Genomic DNA, 17605 nt, shown 5'->3' with positions numbered 1-17605 from the left:
AGTTTACCCCATCCCTGCTGGAGTCATACCCAAGAAAGGGAGCAATTGGAAGCGCCAAGCGCTCCAGTTTCAAATGTAACGAGTTTGCCTTTGCCTGTGCGCTTGCTATGCGCCGCGAATTGCTTTCGAAGAGGACTCGATAATGCGCGCCACTCCCGATTTTGATTTTGGCCTGACCGAAGAAGCCCAGATGATCCGCGAAAGCGTTGCGCGCTTTGCCGATGATCGCATTGCGCCGATTGCCGCAAAGGTTGATGCAGAGGACTGGTTCCCGATCGAGCTGTGGCCGGAAATGGGCGAGCTGGGCCTGCACGGAATGACGGTAAAGGAAGAGGACGGCGGCACGGGTCTCGGCTATCTCGAGCACACGATTGCGGTAGAGGAAGTCAGCCGCGCCTCTGCCTCTGTCGGGCTTTCTTACGGCGCGCACTCCAACCTGTGCGTCAACCAGATCGCGCGCTGGGGCAATGCCGAGCAGAAAGCGAAATACCTCCCCGGCCTGATTTCAGGCGAGCATGTTGGCAGCCTTGCCATGAGCGAGCCGGGCGCGGGTTCGGACGTTGTTTCGATGAAGCTGAAGGCCGATGCGGTGCAGGGCGGTTATCTGCTCAACGGCACCAAGTTCTGGATCACCAACGGCCATGCGGCAGAAACGCTGGTGGTTTATGCCAAGACCGATCCCGCGGGCGGCAGCAAGGGCATTACCGCCTTCCTGATCGAGAAGGACATGGCTGGTTTCAGCTGTGGTCAGAAGATCGAGAAGATGGGCATGAAGGGCTCAATCACCAGCGAACTGGTGTTTGAAGATTGCCACGTTCCGCAAGAGAACGTGCTCGGCGAAGTGGGCAAGGGCGTGCAGGTGCTGATGAGCGGCCTCGATTACGAGCGCGTCGTGCTCTCCGGGGTGCAGCTCGGCATCATGCAGGCGTGTCTCGACACGGTGATCCCGTACGTTCGTGAACGCCAGCAGTTCGGCAAGCCATTGGGCAGCTTCCAGCTGATGCAGGCCAAGGTCGCAGACATGTATGTCGCACTGCAATCGGCGCGCGCCTACGTCTATGCCGTCGCCAAGGCCTGCGACAACGGCCAGACCACGCGCTTCGATGCAGCGGGCGCAATCCTGCTGTCGAGTGAGAATGCCTTCCGTGCGGCGGGCGAAGCGGTGCAGGCGCTGGGCGGTGCGGGCTACACCACCGACTGGCCGGTAGAGCGCTACCTGCGCGATGCAAAATTGCTCGACATCGGTGCCGGAACGAACGAAATCCGCCGCATGCTGATTGGTCGCGAGCTGATCGGCAACGGCTGATGCCCGCCTACATCATTGCGCGCTTCACGATCCATGATCGGGAGAGCTATGACCGCTACGATGCGGCGTTCATGCCGGTGTTCGCCAAGTTCAACGGCAAGCTGCTCAGCGTCGATGAAAAGCCAACCGTGCTCGAAGGTGAATTCAATTACACCCGCTCCGTGCTGATCGAATTCCCCGACAAGGCGAGCGCGAAAGCATGGATGACTTCGCCCGAGTACCGCGAGATCGCGCGGCACCGTATCGCAGCCAGCGAGGGGCAGGTGATTATGGTCGATGGCTTGCCTCCCGCCGCATAACAACGCAAAGACTGGCCGCATGACAGCACCCGTTCTCACTTCATCGCTCGACCGCGAAGACGCAGCTGCCAAAGCGCGCTTCGATCATAACAAGGCACTCGCTGAAGAACTGCGCGCCAAGGTGGCAGAGGCCGCACTTGGTGGACCGGAGCGGCATCGCGAGAAGCACGTGGGGCGGGGTAAGCTGTTGCCGCGCGAGCGGGTGGAGCGGTTGCTCGATCCGGGCTCGCCTTTCCTCGAGATCGGCCAGCTTGCGGCGAACGGGATGTATACCGGAGACGTCAACGGGGCGAGCATGATTGCGGGGATCGGGCGCGTTTCGGGTCGTCAGGTGATGATCGCGGCGAACGATCCGACGGTGAAGGGCGGCTCCTATTACCCGATGACGGTGAAGAAGCACCTGCGCGCGCAGGAGATTGCGCAGGCGAACCGGCTACCTTGCGTCTATCTCGTCGATAGCGGCGGGGCGAACCTGCCGTTCCAGGCCGAGGTCTTTCCCGATCGCGAGCACTTCGGGCGGATCTTCTACAATCAGGCGCAGATGTCCTCGATGGGCATTCCGCAAATTGCCTGCGTGATGGGCAGCTGCACCGCGGGCGGCGCCTATGTGCCTGCTATGAGTGACGAGAGCGTGATCGTGAAAGAGCAAGGCACGATCTTCCTTGCCGGGCCTCCGCTGGTCAAAGCCGCGACGGGCGAGGAAATCTCAGCCGAGGACCTTGGCGGCGGCGCGCTCCACGCAAAGAAATCGGGCGTAGTCGATCACCTGGCTGAGAATGACGAGCACGCGCTCACTGTAGTGCGCGATATCGTCAGCCATTTGGGTGCGAATGAAGGCGCGAAGGTCGACATTCGTGAGCCGCGTGCGCCCAAGTTCGACGCCGAAGATCTCTACGCCATCATCCCTGATGATGTACGCGCGCCCTATGATGTGCACGAGGTGATCGCGCGCATCGTCGATGGCAGCGAGTTCCACGAGTTCAAGCGCGACTATGGTTCAACTTTGGTCTGCGGCTTTGCGCATATCTGGGGCATGCCGGTGGCAATCCTTGCCAACAATGGCGTGCTGTTCAGCGAGAGTGCGCAGAAGGGCGCGCATTTCATCGAGCTCGCCTGCCAGCGCGGCATTCCGCTGCTGTTCCTGCAGAACATCTCCGGCTTTATGGTCGGCGGGAAATACGAGGCGGAAGGCATTGCCAAGCACGGCGCCAAGCTGGTGACGGCGGTTGCGACGGCGCAGGTGCCCAAGATCACCGTGGTGATCGGCGGCAGCTTCGGCGCGGGCAATTACGGCATGTGTGGCCGCGCCTACTCACCGCGCTTCATGTTCACCTGGCCCAATGCGCGCATTTCGGTGATGGGCGGCGAACAGGCCGCATCGGTGCTCGCCACCGTCCATCGCGATGCCGACACATGGACCGAGGAACAGGCCGAGGAATTCAAGGCCCCGATCCGCCAGAAATACGAAGACGAGGGCAACCCCTACTACGCCACCGCGCGCCTGTGGGACGACGGCGTGATCGACCCCGTGCAGACCCGCGATGTGCTGGGCCTGAGCTTGGCGGCATGTCTGGAAGCACCGATACCCGAGACGCCAAGGTTCGGCGTGTTCCGGATGTGATGTGGGACGCGATCATCGATGGTGAGGAGGTCAGGGTCAAACCAACGTCCGCCTGGATCCGTCGCGCGCTCTCGCTGTCGAAGATGCACGATGATCGCTTTATCTGCCTTCTTCGCGACGCGGGTGACCAGATGAATGCCCTTTACGTCGACGGGGCGTTTGTCATGGAATGGTATCGCGCGGAGGAAGGTGGCCCTTTGGCTGGCTTCCGTCCGGGCGAGAAGCGCAAGGAACAGCCCACCCGCTCTGGCTTTTTCGCGCGGCTTTTTGGGGAACGGCAGCCGATTGTCGGGAGCAGGATTCCACTTGAAGCAGCAGCAACAATACTGGACGCCTATGTTGCGGGAGCGAACGAATTCGATGGACTCGAGTGGCAAAGAATTGGGAAATAATAGATGAGCAAAGACACCCTCTTCATCCTCGACCGCAGCTATCACGATGATGCTGGCAACGAATTCTTCTGCCGCGATTGTGTCGAGATCGACGGTCTTCTCAATCTCTTTCCCGAGCGTGCTGCGAATTTGAATATTGTCCGTGTGCCCTGGGCCAGGCCGCGCACCGCTGTCGTCGAAGCCATCAGCGAGGATCAGCAGAATTGCCCTGCGCTCGTTTTTGCCGAAGGCGGGTTTGTGAATACGCAGGATGCACTGCTGGAAGCTTTGCATAGGCGCCACGGATTTCCGCGCCGATCCTCTTGAGCTGCGGGTAACCGCCTAGCGGTGGCCCCAATCGCCTTCTTCATCGCTACTGGGTGACGTGCCGAGCGTCTCCCCGTCAATCGCTACGCCCAACCCGAGCACGGTGCGGTTGGCATAGGCGAAATAGGCGGCGACCTGGTTGATCTCGAGCACCTCGCCGTCGTCCCATCCCGCTTCGCGCAAGGCCGCAATATCGGACTCTCCCACGGTGGCCGGGACCTGCGTCAATTTCTCTGCATAGCGCAGCGCGGCAAGCTCCTTCTCGCCCAGCAGCTGCGTTGCAGTGAGGTCCGCTGAGAGGCTCGCCCGGATCGCTTCAGCCTGCGCATCGTCACCCAGCAACCGTTGCAGCCCGGCAAAGTGATGCTCGACACAATAGTCGCAGGCATTGCGCAGGCTCACCAGCACGCCAATCGTTTCGAGAAACCACTTGGGCACCTGGTTGGCATTGTGGTGCAGCACGTTCTTGTACAGCGCCATATGCCCTTCAAGGCTGGCGGGGCGCAGGCTGTGCGCCATGAGGATATTGTCCACGTCGCCGTCCGGGCCGCGCACGCGGTCATACAGTCGGGCGAGCTTGCCATCGGCATCGGCGGGCGGAATTGTCGTGATAAAAGTCATGCGCGATCTGTGTCCCAAGCCGCATTGCCATGCAAGCGCATCCACCGTCTTTGACCTGCACCGCTTTTCCTTTGCACCCGTCTGGTGCACAAGGGCGCGGGGTAGGGGGAGAGAACCGGATTGCCGCAAGCGAACAATACCAAGCCAACGCTCCTTTCGCGCATTGTCTGGCGGTTGCTCCGCTGGCTTTTCAACGCGAAGGCGTACAGGCTCGAAAACCATCCGCCAAAGCTGCCCAAATTCATCCTTGTCGGCGCGCCGCATACGTCGAACTGGGATTTCATCTATTTTGCCGGCGCGGTGCAGGAAGTTGGGATCAAACCCAGCTTCATCGGCAAGCATACGCTGTTCAAATGGCCGATGACGCGGTTCATGTACGATATGGGCGGCATGCCCATCGATCGCAGCGCCCCGCGCGGCTACGTCAACTCGGTGATCGACAGGATCGAAGCGGCGGACGAGATTGCGCTTGTTATCGCGGCGGAGGGTAGCCGCACGACCGACGGGCGCTGGCGCAGCGGGTTCTATCACATCGCCCATGGTGCGGGCGTGCCGATCGTGCCTGCCTGGCTTGACGTATCAACGGGCCGCGCCGGTTTTGGCGAGGCCTTGATTCCCTCTGGCGACTTCCTTGCAGACCTCGGCAAGATAGCGGAGTTCTACAAGAGCAAGATGCCCCATTGCGAACGGTTCGATGTGCTGGCGGCGCAGGCGCGCGGCGAACTGGAAAGTCCGGGCAAGAAAAGTGGCTGAAGCGCTTGTCGTCAATGCCATGCTGCTGCTGGCTGCAGCGCTGGTATTCTGGCTGATTGCGCTCGCTATCGACAAGGTCAGCTTTGTTGATGCGGTCTGGGGCGGAGCGATGGCTGGCCTTGCCGTTGCAAGCTTTGTGCAGGTGTCAAAGCCCGGCGCGATGGCGACGCTGATCATGCTCATGACGGCTCTGTGGGGCGTGCGGCTGGCACGGCATCTGTTGCTGCGCTTCCTGCGCCACGGGGAAGACAAGCGTTACGTCAAGCTCCTCTCCGATGCGCGAGAAGAGGGGCGCTGGGGCCGCACCATCCTGATCCGCGTCTGGCTGCTGCAATCGGTGCTGTTGTTCATGGTGAGTAGCCCGGCGCAGGTCGGCATTTTGGCTGCGGGGGAGAGCGATGTCATGGTGCCGCTGGCCTATGCAGGGATCGCGCTGTGGGCGGTGGGAATGTTCTTCGAAGTCGTTGGCGACTGGCAGCTCGCCCGCTTCAAGGCGGACCCGGCAAGTGAGGGCAAGGTGATGGACAAGGGCCTATGGCGCTACACCCGCCACCCCAATTACTTCGGCGATGCCTGTGTATGGTGGGGCATCTGGCTGGCGGCGATGAGTGTTGATGCGGGCGCAGTCATCTGGACGCTGCCGGGACCGGTGTTCCTCACCTTCACGCTTGTGAGATGGTCCGGCGCGGCGATGACAGAGCGTGGCATGAAAGAGAAATACGGCGAGGCGTTCGCAAGCTATGTCGCGCGCACTTCGGCCTTCGTTCCGTGGCTGCCGAAGCGGGCTTAGCCCTCTCGATTGAGCGCGTACTTCAGGCTTGTGCCGATCATCAGGCCGGACAGGATGATTATCAAGCTCGCCCAGATCCAGTGCGGCAGGACCAGCGCCTGTTCCATCGCCCCGGTATCGGAAACCATGGTGCGGCCAGCGATCACACCGCTTTCGGAAAACAGGTAATCCCAGTCGCGGAACATGCTGAGGGCGGCGAGTACGCCGAGGAACTGGACGGCGAACAGCACCAGCCAGTCCTTGCCCTTCAGTGCGATCCAGACAAGCGTCGCCGCAACCAGCGGGAGGACAACGAGGCCCGTTATGCTGCGCACCCAGATGAGGGTTGATCCGACAAGCGCTGCTGCCAGCGCGAGCAGGGCGGGCTTCCACCACTGGTGGCGGCTACTGGCAAGGATCAGCAAGGCACCCATCAGGCTGGGGCCAAGCGGTCCGCCCGCGGCTATCAGCGCGCGTTGTACATTGCCTATTTCCTGACTTGAGGTGGTTTCGGCATAGCCTGATCCATTGGGCGTGATAACCAGCTGCTCGAAATTCATGCCGAGCATGACACCGGTCAGCCCGTGGCCCATCTCGTGGAACCAGGTGGTGAGAATAGTGAAGGGATAGAGCAGATAATTGCCCAGCGGCACACTCGGCAGGAACGTGACCAGCACGCCCGCCAGGATCAACCTGCCGATCTTTTCTTCCTGGCTTCCGGCGCGAACGCGATAGGGCATGGGGCCTATATCGTTTCGACTTGCCCTGCTGCGCAAGGATAAAAGCACTTGCGAGTTCCGATAACAATGCCATGTAGCTTCTGTGCGACGCAGATCAGGGGGGCGGTAGCAGCATGAATGCGATGGCACGCCTCCGGTCGATCACGGTTATGGGCGATCCGTTAATGGCTCGGGTGGTGGCGGCCATGCTTTCGCAGGCGCTGGATCATCACCAATGCCGGGTAACGCTGGGCGACCTGGGCGATACGCATGCAGATGGTACCCGGTGCCTTGTCGGACCGGCGAGTGCTGATGCCTTTACCAATATCGGTTTGCCGCAGGACAAGTTGCTGGAAGCAGGCGGCTCCGTCCATTTTTCGTGGAAGCTGCGCGGCAAGGAAATCATGAGCGGGGCATTCGGCGCGCCGATGGGCGGGGTCGATTTCCATCATCATTTACACCGCGTTGAAGGCGAGTTGACTTATGAAAAGATGGTGCCGTTCAACCCCGGTGCGATCATAGAGAAGAGCTGGCCTGCTGAACAGGTGGTCAAGCGCAAGCCTGCGCGTTTCGGCATGATGGTCGCGCGCGGAACCTTGCAGCAGTTGCTGTTGGGGAAGAACGAGTACGGAGCAGGCGGTGAGGCCGATTTCATCTTTGACGTCCGCGGAGACGGCGCGGCCGAATGGCACGGCAATGTGATCTCCGCCCCCGCCAGTGCATCGTTTCCCGAGCTTGGGCTCTACCGCTGCGTCCGCGCGGTGGAGCGGTTCCTCGCTTTGCTGCCGGGAGCGGAGGAAGGTTCGTCTGCGCAGTCAGAATTCAACCACCTGTCCTTGTTGGAAGACGAACGGATTACCGATTTCGCCGCCTTGCTGGTCGGGCAGACCGACCGTCCTGCGCTGCAACGCAAGATTGAGGCCTTTTCCGCATGCGGTGACATCCCGCTCGAGGAGTACGAGCTGTTCCCACCCGGTCAGTGGATTTGCGCTCTTCTGCAATCGGGCTTCGCGCCGCGTGATTACAACCACATGGCTGATCGCATCCCTATCGCGGAGACGCGGCAATGGCTGGACGGGCTGCTTGCCCAGCTCGATCAACTGGCAAGGAGCGGCGCAGACTAGGCGGCGATCCGCCGACGGCCCGGTTCGTTGCGCTCCTTTGGACCGGGGGCTTTTCCATGTGGCCGAAATTCCGACCGGCCTAACTGGCTGTGGCCTCCTGCTGGCGCAGCTCGTACATGATCCCCCAGCCGGCAAGGAACAGGCCTGCCGCCATCGGCCCGACCACAATACCTGCCAGCCCCATCGCGGCGATACCGCCAAGCGTGGAAATAAGGATCAGCCAATCGGGAATACCGGTATCGCGCCCGACGAGGATAGGGCGCAGGACATTGTCCGCCATGCCGATCACGGCAACGCCTGAAATCAGCACCAGCACGCCTTGCCAGATATCGCCTGTTACCAGCAGGTAGAGTGCCACCGGGGCCCAGACGATGGCCGGACCAATGGCAGGCAGAAGCGAGAAGATCGCGGTGAGCAGGCCGAGCAGGACGACAGAGGGCATTCCCGCGATCCAGTAGGTTGCCGCGCCAAGCGCTCCCTGCACCAGGCCGACCACGACCGAACCTTTGATGGTCGCGCGCACGATGGAAAGGAAGCGCTCGGCCAGCTTTGTGGCGATTTCGCTTGCAAGAGGGAGGTGCGCCATCACCTGCTCGCCAATCGCCTTGCCATCGCGCAGCAGGAAATAGGCGACATAGAGTCCGACACCGAAGGACAGCACGAAGCCAAAGGCGCTGCCCGTGATGGAAACCGCCTGCTGGGCAATCAGGCCGGAGCTTTCGAGCGCCAGTTCCTGCGCCCGCTCCTGCACCATGGCTGCCGTTCCAAAGCCCGAATCATCCAAGTTTTCGCGGACCACTTCGGGCAGGGCGGCGAAAACGGTATCGAACAGGCCGACAAGGTCTATCCGGCCTTCCTGAAAGGCGATGACGACGGATGTTGCCTGCTCCACCACCACGCCGCCGATAAACAGCGCCGGGATGATTACGGCAAAGGTAATGACCAGCAGAGTGGCAATGGCAGCGCGATTGCCGGTGCCGCCCAGCTTGCGCAGGAACCACTGGAACAGCGGCTGGAACATGATCGCTGCCAGCACCGCAAACAGCAGCGGCGATGCGAAGGGCCAAGCAATGTAGGCGAAAGCGAGAGTGGCAAGGAGGAGGAAGACGAGGTAGCCCCCGTTCTCAACGCGTCCGGCGCTTTCTCCTGCTGTCACCCCGTGCTCCCTATCAGACGTCAAGGTTTGCCACGTTCAGCGCATTGTCCTGGATGAACTCGCGGCGCGGTTCGACGACATCGCCCATCAGGCGGGTGAAGATCTCGTCGGTCACGTCGGCGTCTTCCACCTTGACCTGCAGCAGCTCGCGGTTTTCCGGATCGAGGGTGGTCTCCCACAGCTGCTCTGCGTTCATTTCGCCCAGACCCTTGTAACGGCTGATCGAGAGACCGCGCCGCCCGGCAGCGAGCACGGCATCGAGCAGCTGAGATGGCCGCGTGATGGCGGTGTTGGGATCGAATACGGGTGCATCCTCGCCCTCTTCCGCAGCCTCGGCGGCGCCGGCTTTCACCAGCCGCGCCGGTGCGGTGTAGGTGTCGGCTTGCGATGTGCCTCGCTTGTGCAGCTTGCGTGCTTCGGCGCTGTCGAGGAACTTGGCCTCGACCAGATGCACATCGGTTACGCCGCGCCACACGCGGTCAAAACGGACATCGCCCGTCTCGGTGACACGTGCGGACCATTCGGCTTCGGGATCGCTCATCTGCAATTGTGCGGCAGCCTTGGCGAGCGCCTTGTTGCGCGCATCTGTGGCCATACCGGCTTCGAGAGAACCGCTGAGCGCCATCGCTTCGATCACCGCAGTGTCATACTTGCGCGGCGCAAAAGCGATCAGGTTCTTCAGCAGCAGTGCCTGCTCCACCAGATCGGCTAGGTCCGCGCCCGAGCGTGCCCCGCCGGCGGTTTCCAGCACGCGGTCCTGCAAGCCTGCCTCGACCAGATAGCGATCGAGCGCGCCCTGATCTTTCAGGTAGACCTCGCTCTTGCCCTTGGCGACCTTGTACAGCGGCGGCTGGGCAATGAAGAGGTGTCCGGCCTTGATGATTTCGGGCATCTGGCGATGGAAGAAAGTGAGCAGCAGCGTGCGGATATGCGCTCCGTCGACGTCGGCGTCGGTCATGATCACGATCTTGTGATAGCGCAGCTTTTCAAGATTGAACTCGTCGCGCAGGCCCGTGCCCATCGCCTGGATTAGCGTGCCGACTTCCTTGGATGAAATGATCCGGTCAAACCGCGCGCGCTCCACGTTCAGGATCTTGCCCTTCAGCGGCAGGATCGCCTGATACTTGGAATCGCGCCCGCTCTTGGCGGAGCCGCCGGCTGAGTCACCCTCGACCAGGAAGATTTCGCTCTTGGCGGGATCGCGCTCGCGGCAATCGGAGAGCTTGCCCGGCAACGAGGCGACAGACATCGCGCCCTTGCGGCTCATCTCGCGCGCCTTGCGGGCCGCTTCGCGCGCTGCAGCAGCATCGATGATCTTCTGGATGATTGCCTTGGCTTCGTTGGGGTTTTCTTCCAACCATTCGCCCATCTTCTCGCCCATCAGGCTTTCGAGCGGAGAGCGCACTTCGGACGAGACCAGCTTGTCTTTGGTCTGGCTGGAGAATTTGGGATCGGGCAGCTTGACCGACACGATGGCTGTCAGGCCTTCGCGCATATCCTCGCCCGACAGCGAGATCTTGCCACCCTTCAGCATGCCCGAACGGTCGGCGTAGCTGTTGAGCGTTCGCGTCAGCGCAGCGCGGAAGGCTGCGAGGTGCGTGCCGCCGTCGCGCTGCGGGATGTTGTTGGTGAAGGTGAGGACGTTCTCGTAGTAGGAGTCGTTCCATTCGAGCGCGACATCGATGCCGATCCCGTCCTTCTCGGCAGAGACCGAAATTGGCTCGCCTATCATCGCCTGCTTGTTGCGGTCGAGCCACTTCACGAAGGCTGCGATGCCGCCCTCGTAATAGAGGTCATGCTCTTCGGGCTCTTCGGGACGGCAGTCGCGCAGCTTGATGCGCACGCCCGAGTTGAGGAAAGCAAGTTCGCGGTAGCGGTGCTCGAGCTTCTCGAAATCGAACTCGGTGACGTTCTTGAATGTGTCGGTGCTCGGCATGAAGGTGACGCGCGTGCCCTTTTTCAGGCCCTTGTCATCGCCATTGCTTGCAACGGCGGGAGCATCACCCACGATCTCGAGCGATTTGACCGCATCGCCATGCTCGAAGCGCATCCAATGCTCTTTGCCGTTGCGCCATACGCGCAGCTCAAGCCATTCGGAAAGCGCGTTCACCACCGAAACGCCCACCCCGTGGAGGCCACCCGACACCTTGTAGGCATTGTCGTCAGAGGTGTTCTCGAACTTTCCGCCCGCGTGCAGCTGGGTCATGATGACTTCTGCTGCCGAAACGCCTTCTTCCTTGTGGATGTCCACCGGAATGCCGCGGCCGTTGTCTTCGACAGAGACCGACCCGTCGGCATTCAGCTCGATCAGCACAAGGTCGCAATGGCCGGCCAGCGCCTCGTCAATGGCATTGTCGCTGACCTCGAACACCATGTGGTGCAGGCCGCTGCCATCGTCTGTGTCGCCAATATACATGCCGGGGCGCTTGCGCACCGCATCAAGGCCCTTGAGCACCTTGATGCTCTCTGCGCCGTATTCGCCGCCCTGGCGCTTCTTTTCGCCGGATTCTGCCGGGGTGTCTTCGGGGGTGTTTTCCATGTCCATCATATAGGCGTGCGCGTGGCAAAACCCAAACCCGACAGGCATGTTTTACCCACAGTCAAACAGAGGGCTGTGCCACAGCCGGACAGGCCTGCCGAACGGGCTATTTCAACTGAAACTATCTTGCCTTTCGCAGCGCTTGGGCGCATCGCGCGTCCCATGCTTTCGCTACTCGATATCTTCCGCATCGGGATTGGCCCGTCATCCTCGCACACTGTCGGTCCGTTGCGTATCGGTACGCGCTTTCTGGAATCGCTGTCACGCAAGGGGCAGTTGGAACGGGTGGCGCATGTTCATATCGAGCTGCAGGGATCGTTGGCACTGACGGGTGTCGGTCACGGCACTCCCCGGGCGAGCATTCTGGGCCTTGCCGGGTTTCGCCCCAACAAATTTGATCCCGATGCTGCCGATATGGTGATGGCACAGGTCGAGAATGAACACCGGCTGCCGCTGGGCGGTGGTCCGACAATTGCTTTCGATCCCAAGGCGGACCTCGATCTGGCCGGCCACATCGTGCCCGATCTCCATCCCAACGGCATGCGGCTGATTGCACGCGATGCTGATGGCGAGGTGCTGTGTGACAAGACCTATTACAGCACAGGCGGCGGCTTCATTGCTTCGCAACGCCAGCTGGAAAAGCCGGTGAAACAGGATCAGATCAGCTCCGGCACCAGCGTGCCCCATCCGTTCGGATTGGCGGAGGAACTGCTATCTATCTGCGCGCGTGAGGAGCAGTCGATTGCGCAGATCGTACTTGCCAACGAAGGAGCGCGCCGCAGCGAGGAAAAGACGCTCGCCGGGCTCGACCGGATAGCTGAGGCAATGGACGCTTGCATAGAGCGCGGGCTGACGCAGGAAGGCATTCTGCCCGGCGGCCTCAAGGTCCGTCGCCGCGCGCCGGAATTGTGGGGCAAGCTTTCCGCCAATCCGCAATCGAACGAGCGTGAACAACTGTTCGACTGGCTCAATTGTTATGCGATGGCGGTGAACGAAGAGAATGCTGCCGGCGGATCGGTGGTGACAGCACCCACCAACGGCGCGGCCGGAATTCTGCCTGCCGTCATGCGCTTCTACTGCAGGAATGCAGAGGAAAAGGCATGCCGCGATTCGCGCCGCACTTTCTTGCTCACTGCAGGCGCCATCGGGCTGCTTTACAAGCAACGCGCAAGCATTTCGGGCGCAGAGATGGGCTGCCAGGGCGAGGTGGGCGTTGCCTGTTCGATGGCGGCGGGCGGGCTTGCAGCCCTTTGGGGCGGATCGCCAACGCAGGTCGCCAGCGCGGCGGAAATCGGCATGGAGCACAATCTCGGCCTGACCTGCGACCCGGTGGGTGGACTGGTGCAGGTGCCCTGTATCGAGCGCAATGCCATCGGCGCGGTCAAGGCGGTGAACGCGGCGCGGTTGGCGCTCCACCGTGATGAAGCGACCTGTGTCAGTCTTGATCAGGTGATCGAGACGATGCGCCAGACGGGGCTCGATATGTCGTCCAAATACAAGGAAACGAGCCAGGGTGGCCTTGCCGTCAATGTCGTCGAGTGCTGACCGGCTAGGCTGCCGCGCGCTTGTGGCTGGCGCGTTAACTATTTCCCCCACCAGATGACCCGAATTGAGACGGCGAATTATGCCGCGTGGATTTTCTCGCCACATTGCGCCAGCCCACCATCACGAAATGAGTTTTCCGTCCGATGGGGGCAATAGAAATGAAAAAGACAATCGCAGCGATCGGCGCAGCAATGGCAATGGCGACAGCCGTTCCCGCGCAGGCCGAAATCATCAACTACGATGCGGCCGACACGCATTTCACCAACGGTTGTTCGCACGGCCTGTATACGGGTGGCTCTTGCGAGCGTCGCTACAGCTTCCAGGACGGCACGGTCTTCTCGATCGACACCGAAACCGGCACAGCAACCCTGACCGGCACCGCGCTCAACTCGCTCGGCCAGATGGCTACGCTGGACCTGACTTTTTCGGGCTTCCTCGATTCGCTCGACGGCACCGGCTTTGATTACAAGCAGAATGGCGGCGGACCCTATGATCCGGCCAACCAGGATTACTGGACCTCTGGCATGGGCACGATCACCATCGGCGGCCGCACCTATTCCATCAATCCGAATGATCCTTTCCCCGGCGATACCGTTCTGCAGTTCGGCGACGGCGCCAATGCTCTCAACGATGCATTCGGTGGTTCGGCCTGGCTGAACATGCTGAACCCTTACGGCTACTCTGTTGGCATCTGGGACATCAACTTTAACCTCACGCCGATCACTTCGGTGCCTGCACCGGCCGGAATGCTGCTGTTCGGTCTGGGTCTCTTCGGCGCGGCACAGATCCGTCGCCGCAAGAAGCTGGCTGCCTAAGCAACCAGTACCCACATTGTGATTGTGCTTTGACGGCGGGAAACCTCGGTTCTCCGCCGTTTAGCGTGGCCTTAAGCAATTTCGGCTATTCGCGTGAACCATGAACATTCGCGCACCCTTTTTCGCTGCCCTGTCGGCGCTCGCTCTTGCCAGTTGCGGTCTTGCCGATGGCGACCCCATGCAAACTGCCCGCGATGCCTATGCAGAGCGGGACTATCGCACCGCGCGTGTCGCGCTTGCTTCTGTCGTGAGCGGCGAGGCTGTGACGCCCGAGGCGCTCGATCTCTATGCTCGCACTTTGCTGGAGCTGGAAGATGGCGAATCCGCGCAGCGTGTGCTTGCGAACCTTGCAGAGACGGCCAATCCTCCTGCCGATATCGGTGCGCTGTTTGCCCATGCGTCGCTGTTGCAACAGGATTTCGAGCAAGCGCTCGCGCAGGCTGATGCAGCAAGTGGCCATCCGCTGGCGCAGTGGGTGGCAGTGCAATCACTTGGTCGCCTGTCGCGTGATGAAGAGGCCTATGCCCGCGCTGACAGTGCGATCGGGCAGTTTCCTGACGATGCCCGTTTGCTCGCCCTGCGTGGCGCGATGGCGCTCACGCAGCGACGTTCTTCCGAAGCGAAGGATTATTCAGAGCGCGCTTTGGAGGCCGACCCTAAGAACTTCGATGCCCTGATGCTGGCAGGCCAGTTGCGCGTGATGCGCGGCGACTATGCCGAAGCGCGCGAGTTCTACAGCACCGCGACCAGCGAACATCCTTCCAACATCAACGGCATTTTCGCCATTGCTGCTATTGAGGCCGACCTGGGTGAGTATGACGCCGCCCGCGACCACCTTGATCGCTTGCTTGAGATTGCTCCCGACCACCCGATGGCGCTGCTCTTGAAAGCGCGTATTGCCTTCAACGAAGGCGACCTGAACGAAGCGAACACTATCGTCCAGCAGGCCGAGGCCCAGATTGGCCAGCTGCCGCAAGGGCGGCTGTTGCTGGGCGAGATCGCCTACCTGCGCGGCTTCCCGGCGCAGGCCATTTCGCATCTCGAGAATTTCCTGCGCAGCTGGCCGGGCCATATCCACGCCTCGACCATCCTGGCGCGCGCGCTTGATGAAGAGGGTGATCCGCAGGCTGCCTGGGCCATCGCCGCGCCACTGGCAGACAACGCAACGGCCACGCCGCAGTTGCTCAGCCTTGCATCAGATCTGGCCGGACGGCTCGGCGAAGAAGACCGCTTCGCCGCACGCATTTCCGCCAGCCGCCCTCAGGACTATGGGGATAATGCCCGCGCTGCCCAACGCGCGCTCACCGGAGGTGAAGCGGAAGAGGCCGAGCGCCTGTTTGCGGCTCTGATCGAAAACGGTGCGCGCAACGATCCGGTGATCCTCAACAATGCGGCCCATGCCGCGCTTGGTGTCGGCAACGCATCCGAAGCGCTCCGCCGTGCGCGGCTCGCCTATGAGCTGGCCCCGCAAGACCCGCGCGTGATGGATACGCTCGGCTGGATGATGCTGGAAAACGGGCAGGCCAGCCCGGCGCTGACGCATCTGGGCCGCGCCGTCGAGGCACAACCGGGCAACCTGCAAATCCGCTGGCACTATGCCAATGCGCTGATTGCCAATGGCCGCAATGCCGAAGCACGGCGTATCGTGAGCGAGCTGCGTGAATTCGCCCAGGGCGAACAACGCGAGGCGATGGACGCCCTGCTCGCGCGGCTCTAGGCCGATACCGCCAGAAATCTGAAGCAGATGCAAAAATGGCCACCCCGGGGGACGGTGGTGGCCATTCTGCTTGGATCCGGAAGGCGGGAAGGGGGGGAGGAAGGCCTTCGCGGATCAGGGGTTCTGGTCTGATGCGCCGCTTACCCAGGCGCGTCTGATGAAGTGCAAATAGGCCTCGCAAGATTATTGTGCAAATGCGAAATAAGCGACATGTGTTGCGTGTTTTGCAACATAACCGCGCGGCTTTCCGCATTGCTGATGGCGTGTCTGTCTTGCCACTGCTGCCCATGCGCCTTAATCCGCCGCAATGCAGCACGACCATCTCCCTGATTCCATCCTTATCGTCGATTTCGGCAGCCAGGTGACCCAGCTGATCGCGCGCCGCGTGCGCGAAGCGGGCGTCTATTCCGAGATTGCGCCGTTCAGCCTGGCCGAAGAAGCCTTCCACCGGATGAAGCCCAAGGGCATTATCCTCTCGGGTTCGCCTGCCGGTGTGCCTGAAGAGGGCAGCCCACGCGCGCCGCAAGTACTGTTTGATAGCGGCCTGCCCATCCTTGGCATTTGCTATGGCCAGCAGGTGATGAGCCATCAACTCGGCGGCGAAGTGCGGCCGGGGCACGAGACTGGCGAAGGTGGCGAATTCGGCCGCGCTTTCCTGACCGTAACCAAGGACTGCGCACTGTTTGACGGTCTCTGGAAAGAGGGCGAGCGCCACCAGGTCTGGATGAGCCACGGCGACAAGGTCACCAAATTCGCGCCGGGTTTTGAAATTGTCGCCACCAGCGATGGTGCGCCCTTCGCGGTGATCGCCGATGAAGAACGCCAGTACTACGGCACGCAGTTCCACCCGGAGGTCGTGCATACGCCTGACGGCGGCAAGCTGATCGCCAACTTCGCGCACAAGGTCTGCGGCCTCGCCGGCGACTGGACCATGGCGGCCTATCGCGAAACCAAGATCGCCGAAATCCGCGCGCAGGTAGGAGATGGCAAGGTCATCTGCGGCCTCTCCGGCGGCGTCGATAGTTCCGTCGCAGCGATCCTCATTCACGAAGCGATTGGCGACCAGCTGACCTGCGTCTTCGTCGATCACGGCCTGTTGCGTTTGAACGAGCGCGAGCAGGTCGAGACCATGTTCCGCGATCACTACAACATCCCGCTCGTCGTGGTGGACGCCGAACACCGCTTCATGAAGGGCCTCGCGGGGCAAACCGACCCGGAAAAGAAGCGCAAGTTCATCGGCGGCGAATTCATCAACGTATTCGAGGAAGAGGCGAAGAAGATCGGCGGCGCCGATTTCCTCGCGCAGGGCACGCTCTATCCCGATGTGATCGAGAGCGTCAGCTTTACCGGCGGGCCAAGCGTTACGATCAAGAGCCACCACAATGTCGGCGGCCTGCCCGAACGCATGAACATGGAACTGGTCGAGCCTTTGCGCGAGCTGTTCAAGGACGAGGTGCGCGAGCTTGGCCGCGAGCTGGGCCTGCCCGACATGTTCGTCGGCCGCCACCCGTTCCCCGGCCCCGGCCTTGCCATCCGCATTCCGGGTGAAGTGACCAAGGAACGCTGCGATATCCTGCGCAAGGCGGACGCGATCTACCTCGATGAAATCCGCAAGGCAGGTCTCTATGACGCGATCTGGCAGGCCTTCGCCGTGCTGCTGCCGGTCAAGACCGTGGGCGTGATGGGCGATGGGCGCACCTACGATTCAGTCTGCGGCCTGCGCGCGGTAACCAGCACTGACGGCATGACCGCCGACGTCTACCCCTTCGACGCGAGCTTCCTCACCGGCTGCGCGACGCGCATCGTCAACGAGGTGCAGGGCATCAATCGCGTGGTCTATGACTATACGTCGAAGCCGCCGGGCACGATTGAGTGGGAGTGATTTGCGTTCGTCGATTGCTGATCACGCTTCAAGGATTTAAT

General features: G+C 61.5%; 16 protein-coding genes. 12 read left to right on the top strand and 4 right to left on the bottom strand.

What is annotated here, in order from left to right; genetic code table 11:
• Nucleotides 1-142: 142 nt before the first annotated feature.
• From OOZ52_RS06460 to OOZ52_RS06440, 5 genes are read left to right on the top strand one after another with little or no spacing between them, the layout of a single operon-like run.
• Complete coding sequence (locus OOZ52_RS06460) at nt 143-1306, top strand: acyl-CoA dehydrogenase family protein (RefSeq protein WP_274697681.1); 1164 nt, start codon at nt 143-145, stop codon at nt 1304-1306.
• Complete coding sequence (locus OOZ52_RS06455; protein WP_274697680.1) at nt 1306-1605, top strand: DUF1330 domain-containing protein; 300 nt, start codon at nt 1306-1308, stop codon at nt 1603-1605. The genes OOZ52_RS06460 and OOZ52_RS06455 overlap by 1 nt, the downstream gene beginning before the upstream one ends.
• Nucleotides 1606-1624: 19 nt before the next feature.
• Nucleotides 1625-3226, top strand: a complete 1602-nt coding sequence (locus OOZ52_RS06450) for a carboxyl transferase domain-containing protein (RefSeq protein WP_274697679.1) — start codon at nt 1625-1627, stop codon at nt 3224-3226.
• On the top strand, nt 3226-3618 hold the full coding sequence (locus OOZ52_RS06445) for a hypothetical protein (RefSeq protein ID WP_274697678.1): 393 nt from the start codon (nt 3226-3228) through the stop codon (nt 3616-3618). The genes OOZ52_RS06450 and OOZ52_RS06445 overlap by 1 nt, the downstream gene beginning before the upstream one ends.
• Before the next feature lie 3 nt (nt 3619-3621).
• A complete protein-coding gene (locus tag OOZ52_RS06440) occupies nt 3622-3924 on the top strand; it encodes a DUF3088 family protein (protein WP_274697677.1) in 303 nt (100 codons plus the stop codon).
• 15 nt (nt 3925-3939) lie between these two features.
• On the opposite strand, the gene OOZ52_RS06435 is transcribed toward OOZ52_RS06440, so the two are convergent.
• Nucleotides 3940-4545, bottom strand: coding sequence for a carboxymuconolactone decarboxylase family protein (locus OOZ52_RS06435; protein ID WP_274697676.1), 606 nt, complete (start codon nt 4543-4545; stop codon nt 3940-3942).
• Nucleotides 4546-4665: 120 nt separating this feature from the next.
• Between OOZ52_RS06435 and OOZ52_RS06430 the strand changes: the two genes are divergently transcribed.
• Complete coding sequence (locus OOZ52_RS06430; RefSeq protein ID WP_274697675.1) at nt 4666-5298, top strand: 1-acyl-sn-glycerol-3-phosphate acyltransferase; 633 nt, start codon at nt 4666-4668, stop codon at nt 5296-5298.
• The gene (locus OOZ52_RS06425; protein ID WP_274697674.1) at nt 5291-6088 is read left to right on the top strand and encodes a DUF1295 domain-containing protein; all 798 of its coding nucleotides are present in this window, start codon (nt 5291-5293) and stop codon (nt 6086-6088) included. The genes OOZ52_RS06430 and OOZ52_RS06425 overlap by 8 nt, the downstream gene beginning before the upstream one ends.
• Here the strand turns inward: OOZ52_RS06425 and OOZ52_RS06420 are convergent.
• Complete coding sequence (locus tag OOZ52_RS06420; RefSeq protein ID WP_274697673.1) at nt 6085-6807, bottom strand: M50 family metallopeptidase; 723 nt, start codon at nt 6805-6807, stop codon at nt 6085-6087. The two genes, OOZ52_RS06425 and OOZ52_RS06420, sit on opposite strands and share 4 nt — an antisense overlap.
• A 122-nt stretch (nt 6808-6929) precedes the next feature.
• Between OOZ52_RS06420 and OOZ52_RS06415 the strand changes: the two genes are divergently transcribed.
• Nucleotides 6930-7910 (top strand): tryptophan 7-halogenase, encoded by a 981-nt coding sequence (locus tag OOZ52_RS06415; protein ID WP_274697672.1) that lies wholly within the window; start codon nt 6930-6932, stop codon nt 7908-7910.
• A gap of 79 nt (nt 7911-7989) precedes the next feature.
• Here the strand turns inward: OOZ52_RS06415 and OOZ52_RS06410 are convergent, their stop codons facing one another.
• Nucleotides 7990-9066, bottom strand: a complete 1077-nt coding sequence (locus OOZ52_RS06410) for an AI-2E family transporter (protein ID WP_274697671.1) — start codon at nt 9064-9066, stop codon at nt 7990-7992.
• 13 nt (nt 9067-9079) lie between these two features.
• Entirely contained in the window at nt 9080-11605 is a 2526-nt protein-coding gene (gyrB, locus tag OOZ52_RS06405) for a DNA topoisomerase (ATP-hydrolyzing) subunit B (RefSeq protein ID WP_274697670.1), read from the bottom strand.
• 162 nt (nt 11606-11767) lie between these two features.
• Here gyrB and OOZ52_RS06400 point away from each other — a divergent pair, with 162 nt between their 5' ends.
• The 4 genes from OOZ52_RS06400 (at nt 11768) to guaA (ending at nt 17564) form a co-directional block, all read left to right on the top strand.
• Nucleotides 11768-13150 carry an L-serine ammonia-lyase gene (locus OOZ52_RS06400; protein WP_274697669.1) on the top strand — a complete coding sequence of 461 codons (1383 nt, stop codon included), beginning with the start codon at nt 11768-11770 and terminating at the stop codon, nt 13148-13150.
• Between the two features lie 158 nt (nt 13151-13308).
• Complete coding sequence (locus OOZ52_RS06395) at nt 13309-13965, top strand: PEP-CTERM sorting domain-containing protein (RefSeq protein WP_274697668.1); 657 nt, start codon at nt 13309-13311, stop codon at nt 13963-13965.
• Between the two features lie 100 nt (nt 13966-14065).
• Nucleotides 14066-15682, top strand: a complete 1617-nt coding sequence (locus OOZ52_RS06390; protein WP_274697667.1) for a tetratricopeptide repeat protein — start codon at nt 14066-14068, stop codon at nt 15680-15682.
• Between the two features lie 307 nt (nt 15683-15989).
• Entirely contained in the window at nt 15990-17564 is a 1575-nt protein-coding gene (gene guaA, locus OOZ52_RS06385; protein WP_274697666.1) for a glutamine-hydrolyzing GMP synthase, read from the top strand.
• Nucleotides 17565-17605 lie beyond the last annotated feature (41 nt).

Origin of the sequence: Aurantiacibacter sp. D1-12 (assembly GCF_028858515.1) — a bacterium.
Taxonomy (GTDB): Bacteria; Pseudomonadota; Alphaproteobacteria; order Sphingomonadales; family Sphingomonadaceae; genus Alteraurantiacibacter.
Note: the sequence above shows the minus strand (reverse complement) of the source record. Positions and strands in the feature narration are given on the sequence as shown.

Coding starts and splice junctions, on each gene's coding strand:
- OOZ52_RS06420 (WP_274697673.1), bottom strand. CDS start 6,807: ATGCCCTATCGCGTTCGCGCCGGAAGCCAGGAAGAAAAGATCGGCAGG.
- OOZ52_RS06395 (WP_274697668.1), top strand. CDS start 13,309: ATGAAAAAGACAATCGCAGCGATCGGCGCAGCAATGGCAATGGCGACA.
- OOZ52_RS06400 (WP_274697669.1), top strand. CDS start 11,768: ATGCTTTCGCTACTCGATATCTTCCGCATCGGGATTGGCCCGTCATCC.
- OOZ52_RS06450 (WP_274697679.1), top strand. CDS start 1,625: ATGACAGCACCCGTTCTCACTTCATCGCTCGACCGCGAAGACGCAGCT.
- OOZ52_RS06390 (WP_274697667.1), top strand. CDS start 14,066: ATGAACATTCGCGCACCCTTTTTCGCTGCCCTGTCGGCGCTCGCTCTT.
- OOZ52_RS06435 (WP_274697676.1), bottom strand. CDS start 4,545: ATGACTTTTATCACGACAATTCCGCCCGCCGATGCCGATGGCAAGCTC.
- OOZ52_RS06455 (WP_274697680.1), top strand. CDS start 1,306: ATGCCCGCCTACATCATTGCGCGCTTCACGATCCATGATCGGGAGAGC.
- OOZ52_RS06440 (WP_274697677.1), top strand. CDS start 3,622: ATGAGCAAAGACACCCTCTTCATCCTCGACCGCAGCTATCACGATGAT.
- guaA (WP_274697666.1), top strand. CDS start 15,990: ATGCAGCACGACCATCTCCCTGATTCCATCCTTATCGTCGATTTCGGC.
- OOZ52_RS06415 (WP_274697672.1), top strand. CDS start 6,930: ATGGCACGCCTCCGGTCGATCACGGTTATGGGCGATCCGTTAATGGCT.
- OOZ52_RS06460 (WP_274697681.1), top strand. CDS start 143: ATGCGCGCCACTCCCGATTTTGATTTTGGCCTGACCGAAGAAGCCCAG.
- gyrB (WP_274697670.1), bottom strand. CDS start 11,605: ATGGAAAACACCCCCGAAGACACCCCGGCAGAATCCGGCGAAAAGAAG.
- OOZ52_RS06445 (WP_274697678.1), top strand. CDS start 3,226: ATGTGGGACGCGATCATCGATGGTGAGGAGGTCAGGGTCAAACCAACG.